Origin of the sequence: Micromonospora humida, assembly GCF_016901255.1 — a bacterium.
Taxonomy (GTDB): domain Bacteria; phylum Actinomycetota; class Actinomycetes; order Mycobacteriales; family Micromonosporaceae; genus Micromonospora; species Micromonospora wenchangensis.
The window spans coordinates 341,360-360,831 of record NZ_JAFEUC010000002.1 but is presented as its reverse complement, the minus strand read 5'-3'; the positions used below and the strand labels follow the sequence as shown (position 1 = coordinate 360,831).

The following is a 19,472-nucleotide window of genomic DNA, read 5'->3' as shown; positions in this document are numbered from 1 at the left end:
GTGTGCTCATGTCGGTCGTCCTACCTTGCTAGCGACCCTCGCCCGATCGGGTTGACCGGACGTAGTGGTTGGCGCATCGACGTGCTCCGCGACGGCACCGTGATCGGGGACCCCGGTGAGTCGCAGCGCCCGCCCGAAGGCGCGACGCCGCACCGCCAGCGCGAAGCAGGCCGGATCCGGGTGCAGGTTCGCTCCCCGACCCGGCAGACTGCGGCTCGGATCAGGCCGGAGACTGTGACCATCCTCGTCACCGACCGCGACGATCCGCAGCAGTTCGCTGGCCGGCGCACGTTTCCGGCAACCCACACAGGTGCGCTCCGGATGCGCGCGTCGTACCACTGGAAGAAGTCTACCCCTAGCCGGCCGAGATCGCTCCGCCCGGCTCCGGGACGTGCTCGCCTCCACCCCGACCGCCGGCGCCCGGCTGCTCCGCGTCGGACCGGATGTCGATCCGCCAACCGGTCAACCGGGCGGCAAGCCGGGCATTCTGCCCCTCCCGGCCGATCGCCAGGGAGAGCTGGAAGTCCGGGACGGTCACCCGGGCCGTACGGGTGGCCAGGTCGACCACCTCGACCCGCAGCGCCTTGGCCGGCGAGAGCGCGTTACCGACGAACGTCGCCGGGTCGTCCGACCAGTCGATGATGTCGATCTTCTCGCCGTGCAGCTCACTCATCACCGCGCGGACCCGCTGGCCCATCGGCCCGATGCAGGCGCCCTTGGCGTTCACACCCTGCACGGTGGACCGGACGGCGATCTTGGTGCGGTGACCTGCCTCACGGGCGATCGCCCCGATCTCCACGGTGCCGTCGGCGATCTCCGGCACCTCCAGCGCGAAGAGCTTCTTCACCAGCGCCGGGTGCGACCGGGACAGGGTGATCTGCGGCCCGCGCATCCCCTTGGTCACGTGCACCACCACGCAGCGGATCCGCTCGCCGTGGGTGTACCGCTCGCCGGGCACCTGCTCGGACTGCGGCAGCACGCCCTCCAGCTTGCCCAGGTCGACGCTGACGATGCCCTTCTCGCTGCGCGCCTCGTGCGCCTGCACCACGCCGGTGACCAGGTCACCGTCGCGGCCGACGTACTCGCCGAAGTGCACCTCGTCGGTGGCCTCCCGCAGCCGCTGGAGGATCACCTGCTTGGCGGTCATCGCCGCGATCCGGCCGAAGTCGTGCGGGGTGTCGTCCCACTCCCGCACCACGCTGCCGTCGTCGTCCAGCTCCTGGGCGTAGACCAGGGCGGCGCCGTTCTTACGGTCGATCTCCACCCGGGCGTGCGACTCGGCGCCGTCGGTGTGCCGGTAGGCGGTCAGCAACGCGGTCTCGATCGCCGCGAGGATCGTGTCGAACGGGATCTCCCGCTCGCGCTCCAGTGCGCGCAGCGCCGCGAGGTCGATGTTCACCTCTCCTCGTCCTCCACATCATCGTCGTCATCTTCGTCGGTGTCGTCGCCGACCTCGTCGATCTCGTCCGCCTCGTCGAGGCGGTGGAACTCGACCTGGACCCGGCCGGGGCCCAGCTCGGCGTAGCGGTGCTCCACCGGACCGGACTCGGTCTCCAGCACCACGCGCTCGTCGTCGGCCGCCGTCACCCGCCCGGTGACCTGCCGGTCCACGGCGGGCTCGCCGGCCCGTACGGTCACCTTCACCAGCCGGCCGGCGTTGCGCCGCCAGTGCCGGGGCAGGGTCAGCGGGCGGTCCACCCCCGGGGAGCTGACCTCCAACTGGTACTCCCCCGCCACGATGTCCCCGCCGGACTCCTCGGCCGCGTCCAGCGCCGCCGAGACCGCCCGCGAGACGACCGCGACCGCGTCCAGGTTGATCCCGCCGTCGGCGTCCACGATCACCCGGACCACGTGCCGGCGGCCGGCCCGGGAGACCGAGACGTCCTCCAGGTCGTAGCCCGCCCCGGCGACCACCGGCTCGATCACCGCGCGCAGCCGGTCACGACGGGCGGCCAGGTCACCCCGGGATGCGCCGGCACGGTCGCCGCCCCGGGGACCGTCGGTGCGGCGGGAGCGTCCCGCCGGTGCCGTCGGCCTGGTGGCACGGCCACGCTGCGTCATCTGGGCACCCTTCTCCTGGTCGGCGGCGGTCGTCGGACCGGCACGCCGGGACGCCACCGGGGCGGCAGCGCCGGTGGCTGCGCAGAGCGTAACGCGCCGTCGGTACGGCGGCCCCGGCGGCGCACCGACGGCGGTCGCCCGGCGGACGCCGGGCATGGTGTTGACTTGTCCGGTGGCCACGGGCAGAACAACGACGCACCACGACGCAACGGGGCAGTCCCGGCGTACCGTGCTGCGGGCCGGCGCGCTCCTGGCGGCCGGCGTCGCCGCCGTACCGCTGACCGGGTGTGGTCTTCTCGACCGCGACGACCCGACCCCGCCGCCCGACCCGCTGGAACCCCTCGCGGCGGAGGCCCGGTCGCTGGCCGACCGGCACCGGGCCGCGATCGCCGCCGATCCGGGGCTGGCCGACCGGCTCACCCCGATCGCCGACGCGCACGCCGCGCACGCCGACGAGCTGCGCCGGGTGATCGGCCGCCCCGGACCCTCCGCCGCGGCGTCGCCGGACCCGTCCGCCGCCGGAGGTGACCGCGCCGCCGTGCTGGCCGCGCTACGGACGGCTGAGCAGCGCGGCCGGGACAACGCGGCGAAGGCGTGCGCCGACGCGCCGGGCGACCGGGCCGCCCTGCTCGGCGCGATCACCGCCGCCCGTGCCACCCACCTGGAGGCGCTGAAGTGAGCCGCTCCACCGCCCCCGCCACCCCCGGCGACGCGCTCGCCGGGGCGTTGGCCGCCGAATACGCTGCGATCTACGCCTACGGCCCGATCGGGGTGCACCTCACCGACGCCGACCGGCGGGCGGCCCGCGCCGCCGAGGCGGCCCACCGGTCCCGACGCGACGCGCTCGTGCTCCAGCTCAGCGCGGCCGGGGGAACGGTGCCGCCCGACCAGGCCGGCTACGCCCTGCCGTTCCCGGTCACCGACCGGGCCACCGCGCTGCGACTGGCGGTGCAGGTGGAGGAGCGCACCGCGGCGTTCTGGCGGGTGGCGCTGCCGGTCACCACCGGCGCGGACCGCACGCGGGCGCTCAACGCGCTGACCGACTGCGCGGTACGGGCCACCCGGTGGCGGCGCAGCGCGGGCCTCACCCCACTGACCGTCCCGTTCCCCGGCAGTCCCACCTGACCCACCGTCCGTACCCTGCGGTTGCGGTCCGCATACGGGGTATGCATACTCCGTCGCATGTCCATCCGTCACGGCCTGCTCGCCCTGCTCGAGCGCGGCCAGATGTACGGCTACCAGCTGCGGGCCGCGTTCGAGGAGTCGACCGGCTCCACCTGGCCGCTGAACATCGGTCAGGTCTACACCACCCTCAACCGGCTGGAACGCGACGGCCTGGTCCGTTCGCTGCCCGAGCACGAGGGCGGGCAGCGGCCGTACGAGATCACCGACGCCGGACGGGCGGACCTGGCGCTGTGGTTCGTCACCCCGATCAGCCGCAACGACCGCCCCCGCGACGAGCTGTCCATCAAGCTGGCCCTGGCGCTGACCACACCCGGGGTGGACGTGCGGGCGGTGGTGCAGACCCAGCGTGGCGCGACCATGCGTACATTGCAGGAGCTGACCCGGCTCAAGTACACCAGTGACCGGCCGGAGGACCTGCCCTGGCGGCTGGTGCTGGACGCGATGATGTTCCAGGCCGAGGCGGAGATCCGCTGGCTCGACCACTGCGAGACCAGCCTGGTCCGGCACCGGCCGGCGGCCCCCACCGCACGCAGCGGGTCACCGCCGGAGGTGGTGGAGCGGGCCGACCAGGAGGCACACCGGTGACCGGTCCCGACGGCGCGGTGCTCGAACTGCGCGACGTCCACCGCACCCACGGGGGCGGGGAGGCGGCCGTGCACGCGCTGCGCGGGGTGAGCCTCACCGTACGACCGGGCGAGCTGGTGGCCGTGATGGGCCCCTCCGGTTCGGGCAAGTCGACCCTGCTCACCCTCGCCGGTGGGCTGGACCGGCCGACCGGCGGGGAGGTGCTGGTCGAGGGGGAGTCGCTCGGCACGCTCGACGGGCGGCGGCTGGCCCGGCTGCGCCGTCGCCGGATCGGCTACGTCTTCCAGGATCTGAACCTGCTCGGCAGCCTCACCGCCGCGGAGAACGTGGCCCTCCCGCTGGAACTCGACGGGGTCGGCGTACGTCAGGCCCGGCGGGCGGCCCTGACGGCCCTGCAGGAGGTCGGCCTGGACGGGCTCGGCGGTCGCTTCCCCGACCAGATGTCCGGGGGTCAGCAGCAACGGGTGGCGATCGCCCGGGCGCTGGTCGGTGACCGGCGGCTGGTGCTCGCCGACGAGCCGACCGGGGCGCTGGACTCGCAGACCGGGGAGGCCGTGCTGCACCTGCTGCGCCGCCGGGTCGACGCGGGCGCGGCCGGGGTGCTGGTGACCCACGAGGCCCGGCACGCCGGCTGGGCCGACCGGGTGGTGTTCCTCCGCGACGGCGTCATGGTCGACTCCACCGCGCCGCTGGCCGGGGTGGAGCACCTGCTCTCCGGAATCGGCCGGTGAGCGCCCCGCCCCACCCGGACGGACCCTCGCCCGCCGACGGCCGGTCCGCCCGCACCGCCCGGCTCGCCGGCACGGTCGGGTCCTGGCGGGCGGCGCTGCGGATCGCCCGGCGGGAGGCGCGGCGGGCGCGGGGGCGTACCGCGCTGGTGCTGACGATGATCGCGCTGCCGGTGCTGGTGCTGAGCTTCGTGGCGGTCACCTACGACATGGCCGACCTCACCCGGGAGGAGAGTTTCGTCCAGCGGGCCGGCGCCGCCGACGTCGAGCTGAGCTGGGTGGCGGAGAACCCGATCCACCAGGACTCCTGGGGGGACACGAACTGGGCCCGTACGGGTGAGCAGGTGACCCGGGAGCGGCCGGTGGGCCGGGCGGAGATCGAGGCGCTGCTGCCGGCCGGCAGCAGCGCCAGCCGGGTGAGCTGGTGGGTGCCGTTCGAGGTGCGGATCGGCGACCGGACCAGGACCCTCGACGGGCGGGCGCTGGACCTGACCGACGCGGTGGCCCGCTCGACGGTGCGGCTGCGCTCCGGGCGGGTCCCCACCGCACCCGACGAGGTCGCGGTGAGCGCGCAGGCCGCCGCCCGGATGGGCGTCCGGGTGGGCGGGTCGGTCGACGCGGCCGACGGCACCCGCCGGTGGCGGGTGGTCGGCGTGGTCGAGTTCCCGGACCAGCTCGGGGAGATCGTCGCCCTGACCCCGGCCGGGCTGCCCCGGGACGGGCGGAGCTACGACGAGAGCTGGCTGGTCGACCTCCCCGGCCCGGTGGATGCCGCGCTGGTGGACCGGCTCAACGCGCACGGCGTGCTGGTCAGCGCCCGTAACCCGGTGCCGGGTGCCCGCTCCCCCGACGGGTCGACGCTCTACCTGCCCGATCCGGTGCTGGCGAGCAACACGGTGCTGGTCGGCGGCCTCGGTCTGCTGGAGGTCGTCCTGCTGGTCGGCCCGGCCTTCGCGGTGGGGGTCCGGCGGCGGCGGCGGGACCTGGCGCTGGTCGCGGTGGCCGGCGGCGACCCGGTGCACCTGCGGCGGATCGTGCTCGCCGACGGGGTGGTCCTCGGTGGGCTCGGGGCGGCGTGCGGGCTGCTGCTCGGGGTCACCGCCGCGCTCGTCGGCCGGTCGCTGGTCGAGGAGCACGTGCTGGGGGCCCGCAGCGGGGGCTACCGGGTCTTCCCGGCGGCGCTCGCCGCGATCGCGGCGGTCGCGGTGCTGGCCGGGGTGCTGGCCGCGCTCGCCCCGGCGCTGGCCGCCGCCCGGCAGGACGTGGTGGCCGGGTTGGCCGGTCGCCGGACCGCACCCCCGCACCGCCGCCGCTGGCTGCTCCTCGGGGTGGCGCTGACCGTGCTGGGCAGCGGAACCGCTGCCCTGGGTGCCGCGCGGGGCGACACCCCGCTGATCCTCGCCGGGTTGGTCCTGGGCGAGCTGGGCCTGGTCTTCTGCACGCCCATGCTGATCGGTCTGCTGGCCCGGTTCGGTCCGCTGCTGCCGCCCGCGCCCCGGATCGCGCTGCGCGACGCCAGCCGCAACCGCTCGTCGGCCGCCCCGGCCATCTCCGCGGTGATGGCCGCCGTCGCCGGCAGCGTCGCTCTGGGCGTCTACGTGGCCAGCAACGACGCCCGCGAACGAGCCGACTGGCAACCGGGGATGCCGCCGGGCCGGGTGCTGCTGCTGCGCGCCGACCGCGACGGCACCGGACCGCTGCCCCCGTTGCCGCTGATCACCGAGCGGGTGCGGGCCGAGCTGGGCACCGACGCGGTGCTGCCGGTGGCGACGCCCGGCTGCACCGAAGTGCGCGACCCGGGCGCCTACTGCACGGTCGCGCCGGTGCTGCCTGCCGGCCGGGCATGCCCGTACGACCCGGAGTCGTACCAGACAGCCGAGGCCCGCCGCGCGGCGCTGGACGACCCGCGCTGCGTCCCGCCGGTCCGCATCGTCAGCGGCTTCTACCTGCCCGCCATGGTCGACGACGGCACCGCCCTGGGGGTGCTCAGCGGCGCGCCGGCGGCCGAGGTGGCGGCGGCGGCCGCCGTGCTGCGGGCCGGTGGCGTGGTGGTGAGCGACCCCCGCTACGTGGTCGACGGCCGGGTGATGGTCCGGGTCGACCGGTCGACCGGCGGTTCCCGGCCGCCGGTGGCGAACACCGTCACCCTCCCCGGTCACCTGCTGCGTGACGGGTTGGCGGTGGACCGGCTGGTGCTCTCCCCCACGGCCGCCGCCCGGGCCGGTCTGCGCACGGAGCCTGTCGGTTTCGCCGTCGATACCCGGTCCGCGCCCACCGCCGCGCAGCTCGACCGGGTGGTCACCGCGCTGCGGCCGTTGCTGCCGGTGTCGGCGCAGATCGAGCGGGGTCCGCCCCGTTCGGAGCAGCGGCCGTTGCTGCTCCTGCTGGCGGCCGGTGCCGGGATGATCACCCTGGGCGCGGCCGGGGTGGCCACCGGGCTCGCCGCGGCGGAGGGCCGCCGGGACCTCTCCACGCTCGCGGCGGTGGGGGCCAGTCCCCGGGTACGCCGGGTGCTCTCGCTCTGCCAGGCGGGGGTGATCGCCGTGGTGGGCTCGGCGCTCGGCATCGCGGCCGGGCTCGGCTCCGCCCTGATCATCCTGACCTCGACGAACCGCCAGTACGCGCAGAGCTGGCCGACCCAGACGCCGTACCCGATGGTGGTGCCCTGGCAGACCCTCGGCGTGCTGGTGGTGGTGCCGCTGGTGGCGATGCTCGGTGCCGGCCTGTTCACCAGGTCCCGCCTCACTGTCGAACGCCGGCTGGACTGAGCGGCCCGCCGGGAGCCGGTGGGTGCGGACACCGCGTCGACCAGGCAGACTGGCCGGGTGCCCGTACTCGGAACCCTCACCCGGCGGCTCGGTCACCACACGTGGTTCGGTGCCACCATGCGCCTGCTCGTCCCCGTCGACCGGGCGGTCGGACGGCTCACCCGGGGTCGGGTGGTCGCGCTGGGGCTGGTCCCCTCGCTGATCATCACGACCACCGGGCACCGTTCCGGCCTGCCGCGCAGCAACCCCCTGCTGTACGTGCCGGACGGCGACGGGTTCGTGGTGATCGGCTCCAACTGGGGTCAGCGGCACCAGCCCGGTTGGGTGCACAACCTGCTCGCCCGGCCGCAGGCGGAGGTGGCCGTCAAGGGCCGTCGGCTCGCCGTCCGCGCCGACCTGGCGACCGGGGCCGAGCGGGAACGGCTCTGGCAGTTGCTGGTCACCGAGTGGCCGGCGTACCGGACGTACGTGCAGCGGGCCGGCGGCCGGGAGATCCACATCTTCCGGCTGGCGCCGACCGGTGCCGACCTGCCGTGACCGTGCCGGAGCCGGCAGCCGGAGTGGACCTGGACGATCCGCGTTGGCAGGTCGCCGGGCGGGTGGCCGACGCGGCGCGGCGACGCTTCCCGGCGGACATCCTCGCGGTGGCCGTGCACGGTCCGCTGGCGCACGGCGACGACGACGGTGGCGGGGACGCCGAGGTCGACCTGCTGCTGGTCACCTACCGGGCGGGCGGCGGCCCGGCCCCGTCGACCCGGCGGGTGGACGGGGTGCTGGTCGCGCTGACCGTGGCCGACGCCGACGGCTACCTGCGGCGGGCCCGGACGCTGACCCCGGCCTGGCCGCTGACCGCCGACCGGTACGTCACCACCGTCGCGCTGTACGACCCGACCGGCTGGCTGCGCACCCTGCGCGACGAGCACCTGGGCCGGCTGGCCCGGGCCCGGCCGGCCGAGTTCAGCACCGCCGCCCGGGACGCCTGGTACCGGGGCTGGGCGGCGCACGCCCGCGCGGCCCGGCTCGCCGAGTGGTACGAGACCGACCAGGCGCTGGTCATGCTGGGTGAGGCGCGGCTGGCGGCGGCCACGGTCAGCGGCCTGCTCAGCCGCACCTACTTCCGGGACCCGGGCGACGCGGTGCGGCGTACCGGGCTGGCCGGCGCGGACATGACCGAGGTGGGCCGGGTGCTGACCGGGCAGGCCGAGGAGCTGACCGCCCGGGGCCGACCGGTCGACGGCACGGTGGACGACCTGCTCACCGGCTGAGCCCCGGCACCGCCGGACCGACCGTGACGACCGACCGGGCCGGTCTAGCCGAGGCCGCCCTGCACCCCGATGAGCATCCCGACCAGGTAGGTCGCGCCGGCCGCCGCCGCGCCGAGCAGCAGCTGCCGCAGCCCGCCGGCCCACCACGGGCGGTGGGTGAACCGGGCCACCACCGCCCCGGCCGCGAAGAGCCCCACCCCGCCGACGGCGAGCGCCAGCGCCAGGCTGGTGGAGCCGAGCAGGTAGCTCAGCAGCGGGAGCAGCGCGCCGACGGAGAAACAGAGGAACGACGAGATCGCCGCCGCCCAGGGGCTGGGTTGTTCGTCGGGGTCGACACCCAGTTCCTCCCGGACGTGCACCCGCAGCGCCTCCTCCGGGTTGCGGCGTACCGCCTCGGCGACCTGGTCGGCCAGGTCACGCGGCAGGCCCCGGGCCACCCAGGCGTCGGACAGCTCCCGGGCCTCGGCCTCCGGGTGGCGTTCCAGCTCGCGGCGTTCCTTGGCCACCTCGGCGGCGACCTGCTCGTTGGCCGACCGGACGCTGGTGTACTCGCCCAGCCCCATAGAGATGGCGCCGGCGACCAGGCCGGCGGTGCCGGTGAGCACGATGCTGTGCGCCGACACCCCACCGCCGCCGACCCCGGCGATCAGGGCGATGTTGGTGACCAGACCGTCCATCGCGCCGAAGACGGCGGGGCGCAGCCAGCCGCCGGACACGTCCGCGTGGTGCGCCTCGCGCAGCGCCGCCGGGGTCTCGGTCACGGCAGGGTGAGGATCTCGAAGCCGTCGTCGGTGACGACGATGGTGTGCTCGAACTGGGCCGTCCACTTCCGGTCCTTGGTGACGACCGTCCATCCGTCGTCCCACATGTCGTACTGGTAGGTGCCGAGGGTGATCATCGGCTCGACGGTGAAGGTCATGCCGGGTTCCATGATGTCGGTGGGCCGGGGGCTGTCGTAGTGCGGCACGTACAGGCCGCTGTGGAAGGCCTCGCCGATGCCGTGGCCGGTGAAGTCGCGGACCACCCCGTAGCCGAACCGCTTGGCGTACGACTCGATGACCCGGCCGATCACGTTGATCTGCCGGCCGGGGCGGACCGCCCGGATGCCGCGCATCATCGCCTCGTGGGTGCGCTCGACCAGCAGCCGGGCCTCCTCGCTCACCTCGCCCACGCAGAAGGTGGCGTCGGTATCGCCGTGCACCCCGTCGAGGTAGGCGGTGACGTCGACGTTGACGATGTCACCGTCGGCGAGCACCGTCGAGTCGGGGATGCCGTGGCAGATGACCTCGTTGATGCTGGTGCAGCAGGACTTGGGGAAGCCCCGGTAGCCCAGCGTCGACGGGTAGGCGCCGTGGTCGACGAGGAACTCGTGCACCACCCGGTCGATCTCGTCGGTGGTGACCCCGGGCTTGCAGTGTGCGCCCGCGAGCTGGGTGGCCTGCGCCGCCAACCGGCCGGCGACCCGCATCTTCCCGATGGTCTGCGGGGTCTGCACGTGCGAGCCGCGCCACTGCTGGGGTTGCTTGCGGCCCACGTACTCCGGGCGGGCGATGTGGTCGGGGACCGCTCGCCACGGGGAGAGTGTGCCGGGGGTGAGCGGGGCACGGACGGTCATGACGACAGCCTATCTCCGGAGGGCGGAGGGCCTCCCGCACGGCCCGGCGGTTGTTGCCGCCACCACCGGGCTGTGCAATGGTGGCGGGGTGGATCTGGAGGGCGAACCGCCCGTGTTCTCCGCACGCGCGGAGAACACCGGGGACCACGTCCGCGTCACGGTGACCGGCGAGGTCGACATGGCCACCGCGGACACCATGGTCCAGACCACGCTGCGTGAGCCGGCCCGGCAGGTCACCCTGGATCTGCGCGCGGTCACCTTCTTCGACTCCGCCGCCATCCACGCGGTGGTCCAGCTCGCCCGGCGGTTCCCGGGCGCGCTGACCGTTTTCCCGTCCCGGCAGGTCAGCCGGGTGCTGGAGATCTCCGGCCTGGGCGGGCAGGAGTGGCTGCGCCCGCTCTGACCCGGGGCCCGGCTCAGTCGGCCAGCCGGCGGCGCAGCGACACCTCCGTCCCCTCGTCGGTACGGCGCACCGACAGCTCGCCCAGCGCCTCGATCAGCGCGAGTCCCCGGCCCCGGAACCCGGCCCCGGTCGACTCCCGCCACCGGCCGCTGTCGCGCACCGTCGCCACCACCGTCCGGTCGACGATCGACACCTCGACCACGATCGTCGGCTCCACCGGCGCGACCGGGTGCTCGATGGCGTTGGCGGCGGCCTCGGACACGGCGACGATCAGGTCGAACAGGTCGTTCTCGCCGACGGAGTGCGCGACCAGGAAGTCCTCCAGCCGCTTGCGCAGCACGCTGAGCCGGGTCGGGTCGGCGGGCAGCCGCAACGCGAACCGGTTCAGCTCGGCGGCCTCCAGGGCCAGCACCGCGACGTCGTCGTGCCGGCTGCGCCCGTCGACCCGCCCTACCACCGCGTCCACCAGGTCGGCCACGTGTCCGCCGCCGGCACCGGCAGCGGCGTCCGCCCGGAGCTGGGCGAGGGCCGCGTCGATGCCGGCCCGCCGGTCCTCGATCAGGCCGTCGGTGTAGAGCAGCAGCCGACCGCCGGGGGCGAGTCCACCCTCGACGGTGCGGTAGTCGGTGCCGGTGAGCGCCCCGATGGGCGGCCCGAGGGCCTGTTCGTGCAGGAAGGCCACGTCGTCTCCTCGGATCAGCAGGGGGGACGGATGACCGGCGCTGGCGTACCGCAGCCGGCCGGTGCGCGGAGTGAAGGAGAGGCAGAACACGGTGGCGAACGACTGCCGCTCGGTCGAGCCGACCAGCCGGTTGAGCCGGGTCAACGCCTGCCCCGGGTCGTAGCCCTCCAGCAGGTAGGCCCGCAGGCCGTTGCGGAGCTGACCCATCGCGGCGGCGGCCCGGACGCCCTTGCCGACCACGTCGCCGATGACCAGCACCACCTCGTCGTCGCCGGTGCCGATCACGTCGTACCAGTCGCCGCCGACCTCGACGTCGGTGCTGCCGGGCAGGTAGCGGCTGGCCATCACCGCACCCGGGAGCTGGGGCAGCGAACGCGGCAGCAGGCTGTGCTGCAGCGTGGTGGCGATCCGGTGTTCGGCCTCGTAGAGCTGGGCGTTCTCCAGTCGTACGCCGACCAGGCGGGCCAGTTGGGTGAGGGCCGCGTGCTCGGTGCCGTCGCCCTCCCGACGCCAGACCCGCAGCTCGCCGAGCTGCCCACCGGTGCTGCCGGTCAGCGGCAGCACCTGGGACGGCTGGTCGGTGCTGGCACCACCACCGTCGGCCTCGTGCCGCGCGCCGGTGACCGTGGTGACCGATACCCGGGCCGCCTCGGCGAGGTGCAGGGCGTGCCGGGCGGCGACCCGGACCACGTCGGCTGTCGACTTCGCGGTGTTGACCGCCACGGCGGCGTCCGCGAGCGCCCGCAGCCGGCGGATGATCTGACCCCGCAACTGGCCCAGTTCGACGTTGGCCCGGACCCGGGCGATCAGCTCGGTGCCGGAGAACGGCTTGGTGAGGTAGTCGTCGGCACCCACCGCGAGACCGGCGACCGCCTCGGCGGAACCGGCCCGCGCGGAGAGCAGCACGATTGGCACGTGCCGGGTGGCCGGGTTGCCGCGCAGCGCGGTGACCAGGCCGAAGCCGTCCAGCCGGGGCATCATCACGTCGGTGAGCACCAGGTCGAACCGGCCCGCGGTGGCCTCCTGGAGGGCCACCGCGCCGTCCGGCACGGCCACCACCTCGTACTCGGGACTGAGCAGTCGGGTGACGTGTTCGCGCAGGTCGGCGTTGTCGTCGGCGAGCAGGACCCGGCCGACCCGGGCGGGGTCGCCGGTGGCCGGGCCGGGCCGCCCGTCGCCGGCCGGGTCGGGCCGGTCGGTCCACCTGGCGGTCTCCGCCACGTAGAGCGACGCCTGCGCCGACTCGCTGGTGGGCAGCGGCGCGGCGGCGGCGACCCGGTCGGGCGGCAGGTGCGCGGAGCCGAACGGGACGGTCACGGTGGCCGTGGTGCCGTGGTCGACCCGGCTGGTGGCGGCGACCGTGCCGCCGTGCATCTCGACCAGTTCACGGACGAGGGCCAGGCCGATGCCGGTGCCCTCGTGGGTACGCGAGCGGACCCCCGGCACCCGGTGGAACCGCTCGAAGACGTGCGGCACCTCCTCGGCGGCGATGCCGACCCCGGTGTCGACCACCTCCAGCCGGGCCGTGCCGTCGACCGCGACCACCCGGACCCGGATCTCCCCGTCAAAGGTGAACTTCAGCGCGTTGGAGAGCAGGTTGAAGACGATCTTCTCCCACATGTCGCGGTCCAGGAGGACCGGCGCGGGCAGCGGCGGGCAGTCGACCACGAGCCGCAACCCCGCCCGCTCGGTCGCGGAGCGGAACGTGCTGGCCAGCCGGGAGGTGTATTCGGCCAGGTCGGTGGGCTGGTAGTGGGCGGCCAGCCGGCCTGATTCCAGCCGGGAGAAGTCGAGCACCGTGTTGACCAGCTTGAGCAGGCGCAGCGCGTTGCGGTGCATCATGGTCAGCCGGTCGAGGTGCTCGGCGGACAGCGTCGGGTCGGCCAGCATGTCCTCCAGCGGGCCGAGGACGAGGGTCAGCGGGGTGCGGAACTCGTGGCTGACGTTGGCGAAGAAGTTGGTCTTGGCGCGGTCGAGCGCGGCCAGTTCGGCGGCGCGGGCCCGCTCCTGCTCGTACACCCGCTGCTGGCCGACCACCCGGGACACCTGCGCGGCGATCAGGCCGAGGAAGTCGCGGTACTCGTCGGTGAACGGCAGTCGGGCGGAACGGCCGACCACCAGCGCCCCGGCGGGCTCGCTGGTGGCGGTGAGCGGCAGCACCAGCGCCCGGGGGGCGACGTCGTCGGGCACCGCGCCGAGTAGCTCGGCCACCTCGATGTCGGCGGCCACCCCACCGGCGGCGACCCGGGCCAGCGTGGCCGGCGGCTCGGCCGGCACCCGGGCGGGATCGACGCCGCTGACCCCGGCCGGCACCGGCCGACCTGTCTCGTCGGTCAGGTAGACCAGGGCGAACGGGACGTCGGCCCGGTGCCCGTCGAGCACCGCCGCCGTGGCCTGCCCCAGCTCGGCCATGCTGCCGGCCGAGCCGAGGCGGGCGCCGAGTTCGGCCAGGGCCCGCAGCCGGCGTTCCCCGACGACCCGGCCGGTGGTCTCGTTGACGAAGCAGAAGACGCCGTTGACGCTGCCGTCGTCGTCGCGGATCGGGTCGTAGGAGATGTCGAAGTAGACCCGCTCGACGAAGCCGTGCCGGTCGAGCAGGAACGGGTGGTTCTCGGCCCGGTAGGACTCGCCGCTGCGGCACACGCCGTCGAGCAGGGGGCCGAGCACGTCCCAGGTCTCGGCCCAGTGTTCCCGGGCCGGCCGGCCGAGCGCGACGGGATGCTTGTCGCCGATGGTGGGCCGGTAGGCGTCGTTGTAGAAGGCCAGTTGGTCGGGGCCCCAGAACATCACGATCTGGGCCCGCGAGGAGAGCATCATGCCGATGGCGTGGCTCAGCGCCGCCGGCCAGGTGTCGGGGCTGCCGAGCGGGCTGGCCGCCCAGTCGTGTCCGCTCAGCCGGCGGCCCATCTCGCCGCCCGCCGCGAACGCCCCGGTCAGCCACGGCGGCAGTACGGCGTCAGCGGACGACAGTGCGGACAGCCCTCGGCCGTCCTCGCCCCCACGGGCCGAGCTCATCCGCGCCCCCTGCTTCGGCCGGTCGTGCCCCCCATAACGCCTCGGCTCACCGCCGGTCGCGTCCGTCTTCTACCCCGACGGATCAGGAACGTAACGCACAGGTTCCGACGGACGCTGGTAACCCGTGCCTCATCCTGCCGTCATCTGTCCGACAGCGCACGGTGGGGGCGGTCAGGTCAGAAGACCGGCAGGCCGTCGATGCTGGCGGCGTTCTTGGTCGCCCGGTAGGCGACCAGGTCCTCGGCGGTCCGCCGGGAGTGTGAGGTGAGCAACAGGTCGCGGTCGGCGCGGTAGTCCATCAGGGGCACCGCGTAGCCGCAGGAGTCGCTGACCCGGTCCACGGTCACCCCGATCACCGCCCGCACGGCGTGCACGTCGGGCGGCTGCGGGAAGTCGGCCAGTAGCGCCCCGAAGCCGGGGTCGGTGACCGGGGTGGCGACGCCCCGCCCGTGCAGTCGGACGATCTTCGGTGGGCCGTCGAAGGCGCAGAACATCAGCGTGATCCGGCCGTTGTCCCGCAGGTGGGCGATCGTCTCCGCGCCGCTGCCGTGGTAATCAAGCCAGGCCACCCGGTGCGGGCCGAGCACGACGAAGGTGCCCCGCATGCCCTTGGGCGAGACGTTGACGTGCCCCCCGCTGCCGCTGGGCGCGGTGGCCACGAAGAACATCGGCTGCGCCTCGACGAACTCCCGCAGTCGCCCGTCCAGCGCCGGATACACGGTCCCCATACCGTCATCCTGCCGCCGCTGACCGCATTTCGAGACAGGCATCCCGCATAATGGGAGGCATCAGTGGTCTCGGGCGGCCCTCACCAGGGCGGTCACCGGGCGCGGGTCGTCGTCGTTCTCCGGATGCCACTGCACCCCGAGCAGGAACCGTCGCGCCGGGTCCTCCACCGCCTCCACCACCGCGTCGTCGGCCCAGCCGGTGACCGTGAGCCGCCCCGGGTCGGCCACCGCCTGATGGTGGTACGAGTTGACCCGGTCCACCCCGGCCAACACCGACGCCGTCCGGGTCCCCGGCGCGAACCGCACCGGATGCGCCCCGTACACCCCCGGGGCGGGGCGGTGCCGGTCGTGACCCACCACGTCCGGCAGGTGCTGGTGCAGCGACCCGCCGTACGCGACGGCCAGCAACTGCATGCCCCGGCACACCCCCAGCACCGGCAGGTCCACGGCGAGGGCGGCGGCCAGCAGGGCCGACTCCCCGGCGTCCCGGTCGGGCCGGGGCTCGGTACGCGGGTCCGCCGGCTGGCCGTAACGCTCCGGGCCGACGTCCGCGCCACCGGCCAGCAGCAGCCCGTCGAGCACGTCCACCACGTCGGCGTCCAGGTCGTCCGGGGGCAGCACCACGGCCCGGCCCCCGGCGGCGGTCACCGAGCGGACGTACGCCTGCGGGATCAGCGACGCCGGCACGTCCCGCCAGACGGCCCAGCTCGCCGGCTCGACGTACCCGGTGATGCCGATCAGCGGACGCGCCCTGCGGCCGGACGGCCCGGCGCCGCCACCCGCCGGCCCGCTCACAGCGGGGTGACGTACGCGCCGGTGATGCCGCCGTCGACGACGAACTGCGCGGCGGTCATGAACGACGCGTCGTCGCTGGCCAGGAACGCCACCGCGGCGGCGATCTCCTCCGGTGCGCCGAACCGGCCCATCGGCACGTGCACCAGCCGGCGGGCGGCCCGCTCCGGGTCGGCGGCGAACAGCTCCATCAGCAGCGGGGTGGCGACCGGGCCGGGGCACAGCGCGTTGACCCGGATGCCCTCCCGGGCGAACTGCACGCCCAGCTCCCGGGTCATCGCCAGCACCCCGCCCTTGCTCGCGGTGTACGCGATCTGCGAGGTGGCCGCCCCCATCAGCGCCACGAACGAGGCGGTGTTGATGATGGAGCCCTTGCCCTGCCGGCGCATGTGCGGAATCGCGTACTTGCAGCACAGGTAGACGCTGGTGGTGTTGACCCGCAGCACCCGTTCCCAGGCGTCCAGACCGGTGTCGAGGATCGAGTCGTCGTCGGGCGGGGAGATGCCGGCGTTGTTGAACGCCACGTCGACCCGGCCGTGCCGCTGCACGACCCCGTCGAAGAGGTCCCGCACGGCCGCCTCGTCGGCGACGTCGGTGTGCACGTACTCGCCGCCGACCTCCTCGGCGGCCCGCCCGCCGGCCTCGTCGTCGATGTCGACGCAGACCACCCGGGCCCCCTCGGCGGCGAACCGCCGCACAGTGGCCAACCCGATCCCGCTGCCCGCCCCGGTCACCACGGCGACCCGGTCCTGTAGCCGACCCTGCACGCGCCTCACTCCTCTGTGCTGATGAAGACGTTCTTGACGTCGGTGAAGGCGTGCAGCGCGTCCGGGCCCAGCTCACGGCCGAGCCCGGAACGCTTCATCCCACCGAACGGGGTCCAGTAGCGCACCGAGGAGTGCGAGTTGACGCTCAGGTTGCCCGCCTCCACGGCGCGGGCCAGCCGCAGCGCCCGGCCGACGTCCCGGGTCCAGATCGAGCCGGACAGGCCGTACTCGGTGTCGTTGGCGAGCCGGACCGCGTCGGCCTCGTCGTCGAAGGGGAGCACCGAGACGACCGGCCCGAAGATCTCCTCCCGCCAGTGCCGGTCGGCCGGGGAGTCGGCGAGCAGCACCGTCGGGGCGTGCCAGAAGCCGGGGCCGTCGGGCCGGTTGCCGGTGAACGCGACCCTCGCACCGTCGAGGTAGCCGGCGACCCGGTCCCGGTGGGCTGCGGAGATCAGCGGGCCCATCTCGGCGGTCTCGGCGGCCGGGTCCTCCACCCGCAGCGCCCGGACCGCCGGTTCGAGCAGTTCCAGGAACCGGTCGTAGACCGGGCGCTGGACCAGGATCCGGGAGCGGGCGCAGCAGTCCTGGCCGGCGTTGTCGAACACGGCGTACGGCGCGGTGGCCGCCGCCTTTTCCAGGTCGGCGTCGGCGAAGACCAGGTTGGCGCTCTTGCCGCCCAGCTCCAGGGTGACCCGCTTCACCTGGGCGGCACAGCCGGCCATGATCCGGGTGCCCACCTCGGTCGAGCCGGTGAAGCAGACCTTGCGCACGGCCGGGTGGGTGACGAACCGTTCGCCGACCACGTCGCCCCGGCCGGGCAGCACGGTGAACACGCCGTCCGGCAGGCCGGCTTCGCACCCCAGCTCCGCCAGCCGCAGCGCGGTCAGCGGAGTCAGCTCGGCGGGCTTGAGCACGACCGTGTTGCCGGCGGCCAGCGCCGGGGCGAAACCCCAGGCGGCGATCGGCATCGGGAAGTTCCACGGCACGATCACCCCGACCACGCCGAGCGGTTCGTGGAAGGTGACGTCCCAGCCACCGGGCACCGGGATCTGCTGCCCGGTCAGCCGCTCCGGCGCCCCCGCGTAGTAGTCGAGCACGTCGCGGACGTTGCCCGCCTCCCACCTCGCGTTGCCGATGGTGTGCCCGGAGTTGCGCACCTCCAGCTGGGCCAACTCCTCCAGGTGCGCGTCCACCAGCCCCGCGAACCGCCGCAGAACCCGCCCCCGCTCCCCCGGCGCCACCTGACGCCACGCTTCGAACGCACCAGCAGCCCGAGAGATAGCCGCATCCACCTCCCCCGGCCCGGTGGCCGCCACCTCCCCCACCACATCCCCGCTCGCCGGATCAACCACCCGCGTCACACCCCACCCCTTTCCCCGTCGATCATGGAGTTGTGGTGCCCCGCATGAACCACATACCGCCACACGTCGCCCACCACAACTCCATGTTCGACGCCGCAGTGGGGGTCAGAGGCGTTCGAAGCCACGGGTCAGTTCCCAGTCGGTGACGGCGGCGTCGAAGGCCGCCAGTTCGACCTTCGCCAGGTTGGCGTAGTGGGCGTGGACCTCGTCGCCGAAGGCGGTGCGGGCGATGTCGGAGTTCTGCCAGAGGGTGAGGGCGTCGCGGAGGGTGGGCGGGACGCGTTCGGCGGTGGGGTCGTCGTAGGCGTTGCCGGTGCACTCGTCGGCCAACTCCAGCTCCTGTTCGATGCCGTGCACCGCCCCGGCGACCAGGGCGGCGATCGCCAGGTACGGGTTGACGTCCGCGCCGGGGACCCGGTTCTCCACCCGCATCCCCTGCCCGTGGCCGACCAGCCGCAGCGCGCAGGTGCGGTTGTCGGTGCCCCAGCGCAACGCGGTCGGCGCGAACGAGCCGGGCTGGTAACGCTTGTAGGAGTTGATGTTCGGGGCGAACAGCACGCTCATCTCGCGCATGGTGGCGAGCAGCCCGGCCAGCACCCGCTGCCCGGTGTCGCTGAGCTGCGCCGGCCCGTCGCCGAGCATCGCCGAGCGGCCGTCGACGTCGCGCAGCGAGAAGTGGATGTGGCAGGAGTTGCCCTCCCGGGCGTTGGGCTTGGCCATGAACGTGATCGACACGCCCTCCTGGGCGGCGATCTCCTTCGCCCCGTTCTTGTAGATCACGTGGTGGTCGGCGCAGGCCACCGCCTCGTCGTAGCGGAAGGCGATCTCGTGCTGGCCGAGGTTGCACTCGCCCTTGGCGCTCTCCGGGGTCAGCCCCGCGCCGGCCATCTCGGTGCGGATGCGGCGCAGCAGCGGCTCCACCCGGGCGGTGCCGAGCAGCGAGTAGTCCACGTTGTACTGGTTGGCCGGGGTGAGGTCGCGGTAGCCGCGTCGCCAGGCCTCCTCGTACGAGTCGCGGTAGAGGACGAACTCCAGCTCGGTGCCGGCGTACGCGGTCAGCCCGTGGTCGGCCAGTCGGTCGAGCTGCCGGCGCAGGATCTGCCGGGGTGAGGCGACCACCGGGCCGGAGCCGTCCAGCCACTCCAGGTCGGCCAGGAGCAGCACGCTGCCCGGCTGCCACGGCATCCGGCGCAGGGTGGACAGGTCAGGGCGCATGGCGAAGTCGCCGTAGCCGCGTTCCCAGCTCGACATGGCGTACCCGTCGACGGTGTTCATGTCGACGTCCACCGCGAGCAGGTAGTTGCAGCCCTCGCTGCCGTTGGCGACGACCTGGTCGAGGAAGAACGGGGCGTGGAACCGTTTGCCCTGGAGGCGGCCCTGCATGTCGGTCAGGGCGAGCACCACCGTGTCGATCTCGCCCTCGGCGACGGCGACCCGGAGCTGTTCCAACGTGAGCGGGGCTTTCCTCATCCGTGCGCCTCCATCACCAAGGTCTACCGGCCGAGCGGATCACCGTC

At 74.2% G+C, this 19,472-nt stretch carries 19 protein-coding genes; 8 read left to right on the top strand and 11 right to left on the bottom strand.

What is annotated here, in order from left to right; all coding sequences use genetic code 11:
* Positions 1-6: 6 nt before the first annotated feature.
* From JQX11_RS05480 to rimP, 3 genes are read right to left on the bottom strand one after another with little or no spacing between them, the layout of a single operon-like run.
* On the bottom strand, positions 7-339 hold the full coding sequence (locus JQX11_RS05480) for a YlxR family protein (RefSeq protein WP_204923885.1): 333 nt from the start codon (positions 337-339) through the stop codon (positions 7-9).
* 16 nt (positions 340-355) lie between these two features.
* Positions 356-1,399, bottom strand: a complete 1,044-nt coding sequence (nusA, locus tag JQX11_RS05475) for a transcription termination factor NusA (RefSeq protein ID WP_204923884.1) — start codon at positions 1,397-1,399, stop codon at positions 356-358.
* Positions 1,396-2,061: a ribosome maturation factor RimP gene (gene rimP / locus JQX11_RS05470; RefSeq protein ID WP_204923883.1), complete on the bottom strand. Its 666-nt coding sequence runs from the start codon at positions 2,059-2,061 to the stop codon at positions 1,396-1,398. The genes nusA and rimP overlap by 4 nt, the downstream gene beginning before the upstream one ends.
* Before the next feature lie 172 nt (positions 2,062-2,233).
* On the opposite strand from rimP, the gene JQX11_RS05465 reads away from it, so the two are divergent.
* From JQX11_RS05465 to JQX11_RS05435, 7 genes are read left to right on the top strand one after another with little or no spacing between them, the layout of a single operon-like run.
* Positions 2,234-2,740: a hypothetical protein gene (locus JQX11_RS05465; RefSeq protein ID WP_307826075.1), complete on the top strand. Its 507-nt coding sequence runs from the start codon at positions 2,234-2,236 to the stop codon at positions 2,738-2,740.
* On the top strand, positions 2,737-3,186 hold the full coding sequence (locus JQX11_RS05460; protein WP_204923882.1) for a ferritin-like domain-containing protein: 450 nt from the start codon (positions 2,737-2,739) through the stop codon (positions 3,184-3,186). Before JQX11_RS05465 ends, JQX11_RS05460 begins: the two co-directional genes overlap by 4 nt.
* Before the next feature lie 57 nt (positions 3,187-3,243).
* Complete coding sequence (locus JQX11_RS05455; protein WP_204923881.1) at positions 3,244-3,831, top strand: PadR family transcriptional regulator; 588 nt, start codon at positions 3,244-3,246, stop codon at positions 3,829-3,831.
* Complete coding sequence (locus JQX11_RS05450; RefSeq protein WP_204923880.1) at positions 3,828-4,562, top strand: ABC transporter ATP-binding protein; 735 nt, start codon at positions 3,828-3,830, stop codon at positions 4,560-4,562. The genes JQX11_RS05455 and JQX11_RS05450 overlap by 4 nt, the downstream gene beginning before the upstream one ends.
* Positions 4,559-7,327: an FtsX-like permease family protein gene (locus JQX11_RS05445; protein WP_307826074.1), complete on the top strand. Its 2,769-nt coding sequence runs from the start codon at positions 4,559-4,561 to the stop codon at positions 7,325-7,327. Before JQX11_RS05450 ends, JQX11_RS05445 begins: the two co-directional genes overlap by 4 nt.
* Before the next feature lie 57 nt (positions 7,328-7,384).
* Complete coding sequence (locus JQX11_RS05440; protein ID WP_204923879.1) at positions 7,385-7,864, top strand: nitroreductase family deazaflavin-dependent oxidoreductase; 480 nt, start codon at positions 7,385-7,387, stop codon at positions 7,862-7,864.
* Positions 7,861-8,592, top strand: a complete 732-nt coding sequence (locus tag JQX11_RS05435; protein ID WP_307826073.1) for a nucleotidyltransferase domain-containing protein — start codon at positions 7,861-7,863, stop codon at positions 8,590-8,592. Before JQX11_RS05440 ends, JQX11_RS05435 begins: the two co-directional genes overlap by 4 nt.
* Before the next feature lie 44 nt (positions 8,593-8,636).
* On the opposite strand, the gene JQX11_RS05430 is transcribed toward JQX11_RS05435, so the two are convergent.
* On the bottom strand, positions 8,637-9,353 hold the full coding sequence (locus tag JQX11_RS05430; RefSeq protein ID WP_204923878.1) for a VIT1/CCC1 transporter family protein: 717 nt from the start codon (positions 9,351-9,353) through the stop codon (positions 8,637-8,639).
* Entirely contained in the window at positions 9,350-10,207 is an 858-nt protein-coding gene (gene map, locus JQX11_RS05425; protein ID WP_204923877.1) for a type I methionyl aminopeptidase, read from the bottom strand. Before map ends, JQX11_RS05430 begins: the two co-directional genes overlap by 4 nt.
* An 88-nt stretch (positions 10,208-10,295) precedes the next feature.
* On the opposite strand from map, the gene JQX11_RS05420 reads away from it, so the two are divergent.
* Positions 10,296-10,610 carry an STAS domain-containing protein gene (locus JQX11_RS05420; RefSeq protein ID WP_307826072.1) on the top strand — a complete coding sequence of 105 codons (315 nt, stop codon included), beginning with the start codon at positions 10,296-10,298 and terminating at the stop codon, positions 10,608-10,610.
* Positions 10,611-10,623: 13 nt separating this feature from the next.
* Here JQX11_RS05420 and JQX11_RS05415 read toward each other — a convergent pair whose 3' ends face one another.
* From JQX11_RS05415 to JQX11_RS05390, 6 genes are all read right to left on the bottom strand, one after another.
* The gene (locus JQX11_RS05415; protein ID WP_204923875.1) at positions 10,624-14,307 is read right to left on the bottom strand and encodes a SpoIIE family protein phosphatase; all 3,684 of its coding nucleotides are present in this window, start codon (positions 14,305-14,307) and stop codon (positions 10,624-10,626) included.
* Positions 14,308-14,483: 176 nt separating this feature from the next.
* Complete coding sequence (locus tag JQX11_RS05410) at positions 14,484-15,035, bottom strand: pyridoxamine 5'-phosphate oxidase family protein (protein WP_204923874.1); 552 nt, start codon at positions 15,033-15,035, stop codon at positions 14,484-14,486.
* Between the two features lie 60 nt (positions 15,036-15,095).
* Positions 15,096-15,830 (bottom strand): gamma-glutamyl-gamma-aminobutyrate hydrolase family protein, encoded by a 735-nt coding sequence (locus JQX11_RS05405; protein ID WP_307826071.1) that lies wholly within the window; start codon positions 15,828-15,830, stop codon positions 15,096-15,098.
* Complete coding sequence (locus tag JQX11_RS05400; protein WP_204923873.1) at positions 15,827-16,594, bottom strand: 3-oxoacyl-ACP reductase; 768 nt, start codon at positions 16,592-16,594, stop codon at positions 15,827-15,829. The genes JQX11_RS05405 and JQX11_RS05400 overlap by 4 nt, the downstream gene beginning before the upstream one ends.
* Before the next feature lie 5 nt (positions 16,595-16,599).
* Positions 16,600-17,946: an aldehyde dehydrogenase family protein gene (locus tag JQX11_RS05395; protein WP_307826095.1), complete on the bottom strand. Its 1,347-nt coding sequence runs from the start codon at positions 17,944-17,946 to the stop codon at positions 16,600-16,602.
* 114 nt (positions 17,947-18,060) lie between these two features.
* Positions 18,061-19,425 carry a glutamine synthetase family protein gene (locus JQX11_RS05390; protein WP_204923871.1) on the bottom strand — a complete coding sequence of 455 codons (1,365 nt, stop codon included), beginning with the start codon at positions 19,423-19,425 and terminating at the stop codon, positions 18,061-18,063.
* Between the last annotated feature and the right edge of the window lie 47 nt (positions 19,426-19,472).

What these genes read in the sequence shown, in the direction of transcription:
- JQX11_RS05390 (WP_204923871.1), bottom strand. Translation starts at nt 19,425, where the DNA reads ATGAGGAAAGCCCCGCTCACGTTGGAACAGCTCCGGGTCGCCGTCGCC.
- JQX11_RS05415 (WP_204923875.1), bottom strand. Translation starts at nt 14,307, where the DNA reads ATGAGCTCGGCCCGTGGGGGCGAGGACGGCCGAGGGCTGTCCGCACTG.
- JQX11_RS05410 (WP_204923874.1), bottom strand. Translation starts at nt 15,035, where the DNA reads ATGGGGACCGTGTATCCGGCGCTGGACGGGCGACTGCGGGAGTTCGTC.
- map (WP_204923877.1), bottom strand. Translation starts at nt 10,207, where the DNA reads ATGACCGTCCGTGCCCCGCTCACCCCCGGCACACTCTCCCCGTGGCGA.
- rimP (WP_204923883.1), bottom strand. Translation starts at nt 2,061, where the DNA reads ATGACGCAGCGTGGCCGTGCCACCAGGCCGACGGCACCGGCGGGACGC.
- JQX11_RS05455 (WP_204923881.1), top strand. Translation starts at nt 3,244, where the DNA reads ATGTCCATCCGTCACGGCCTGCTCGCCCTGCTCGAGCGCGGCCAGATG.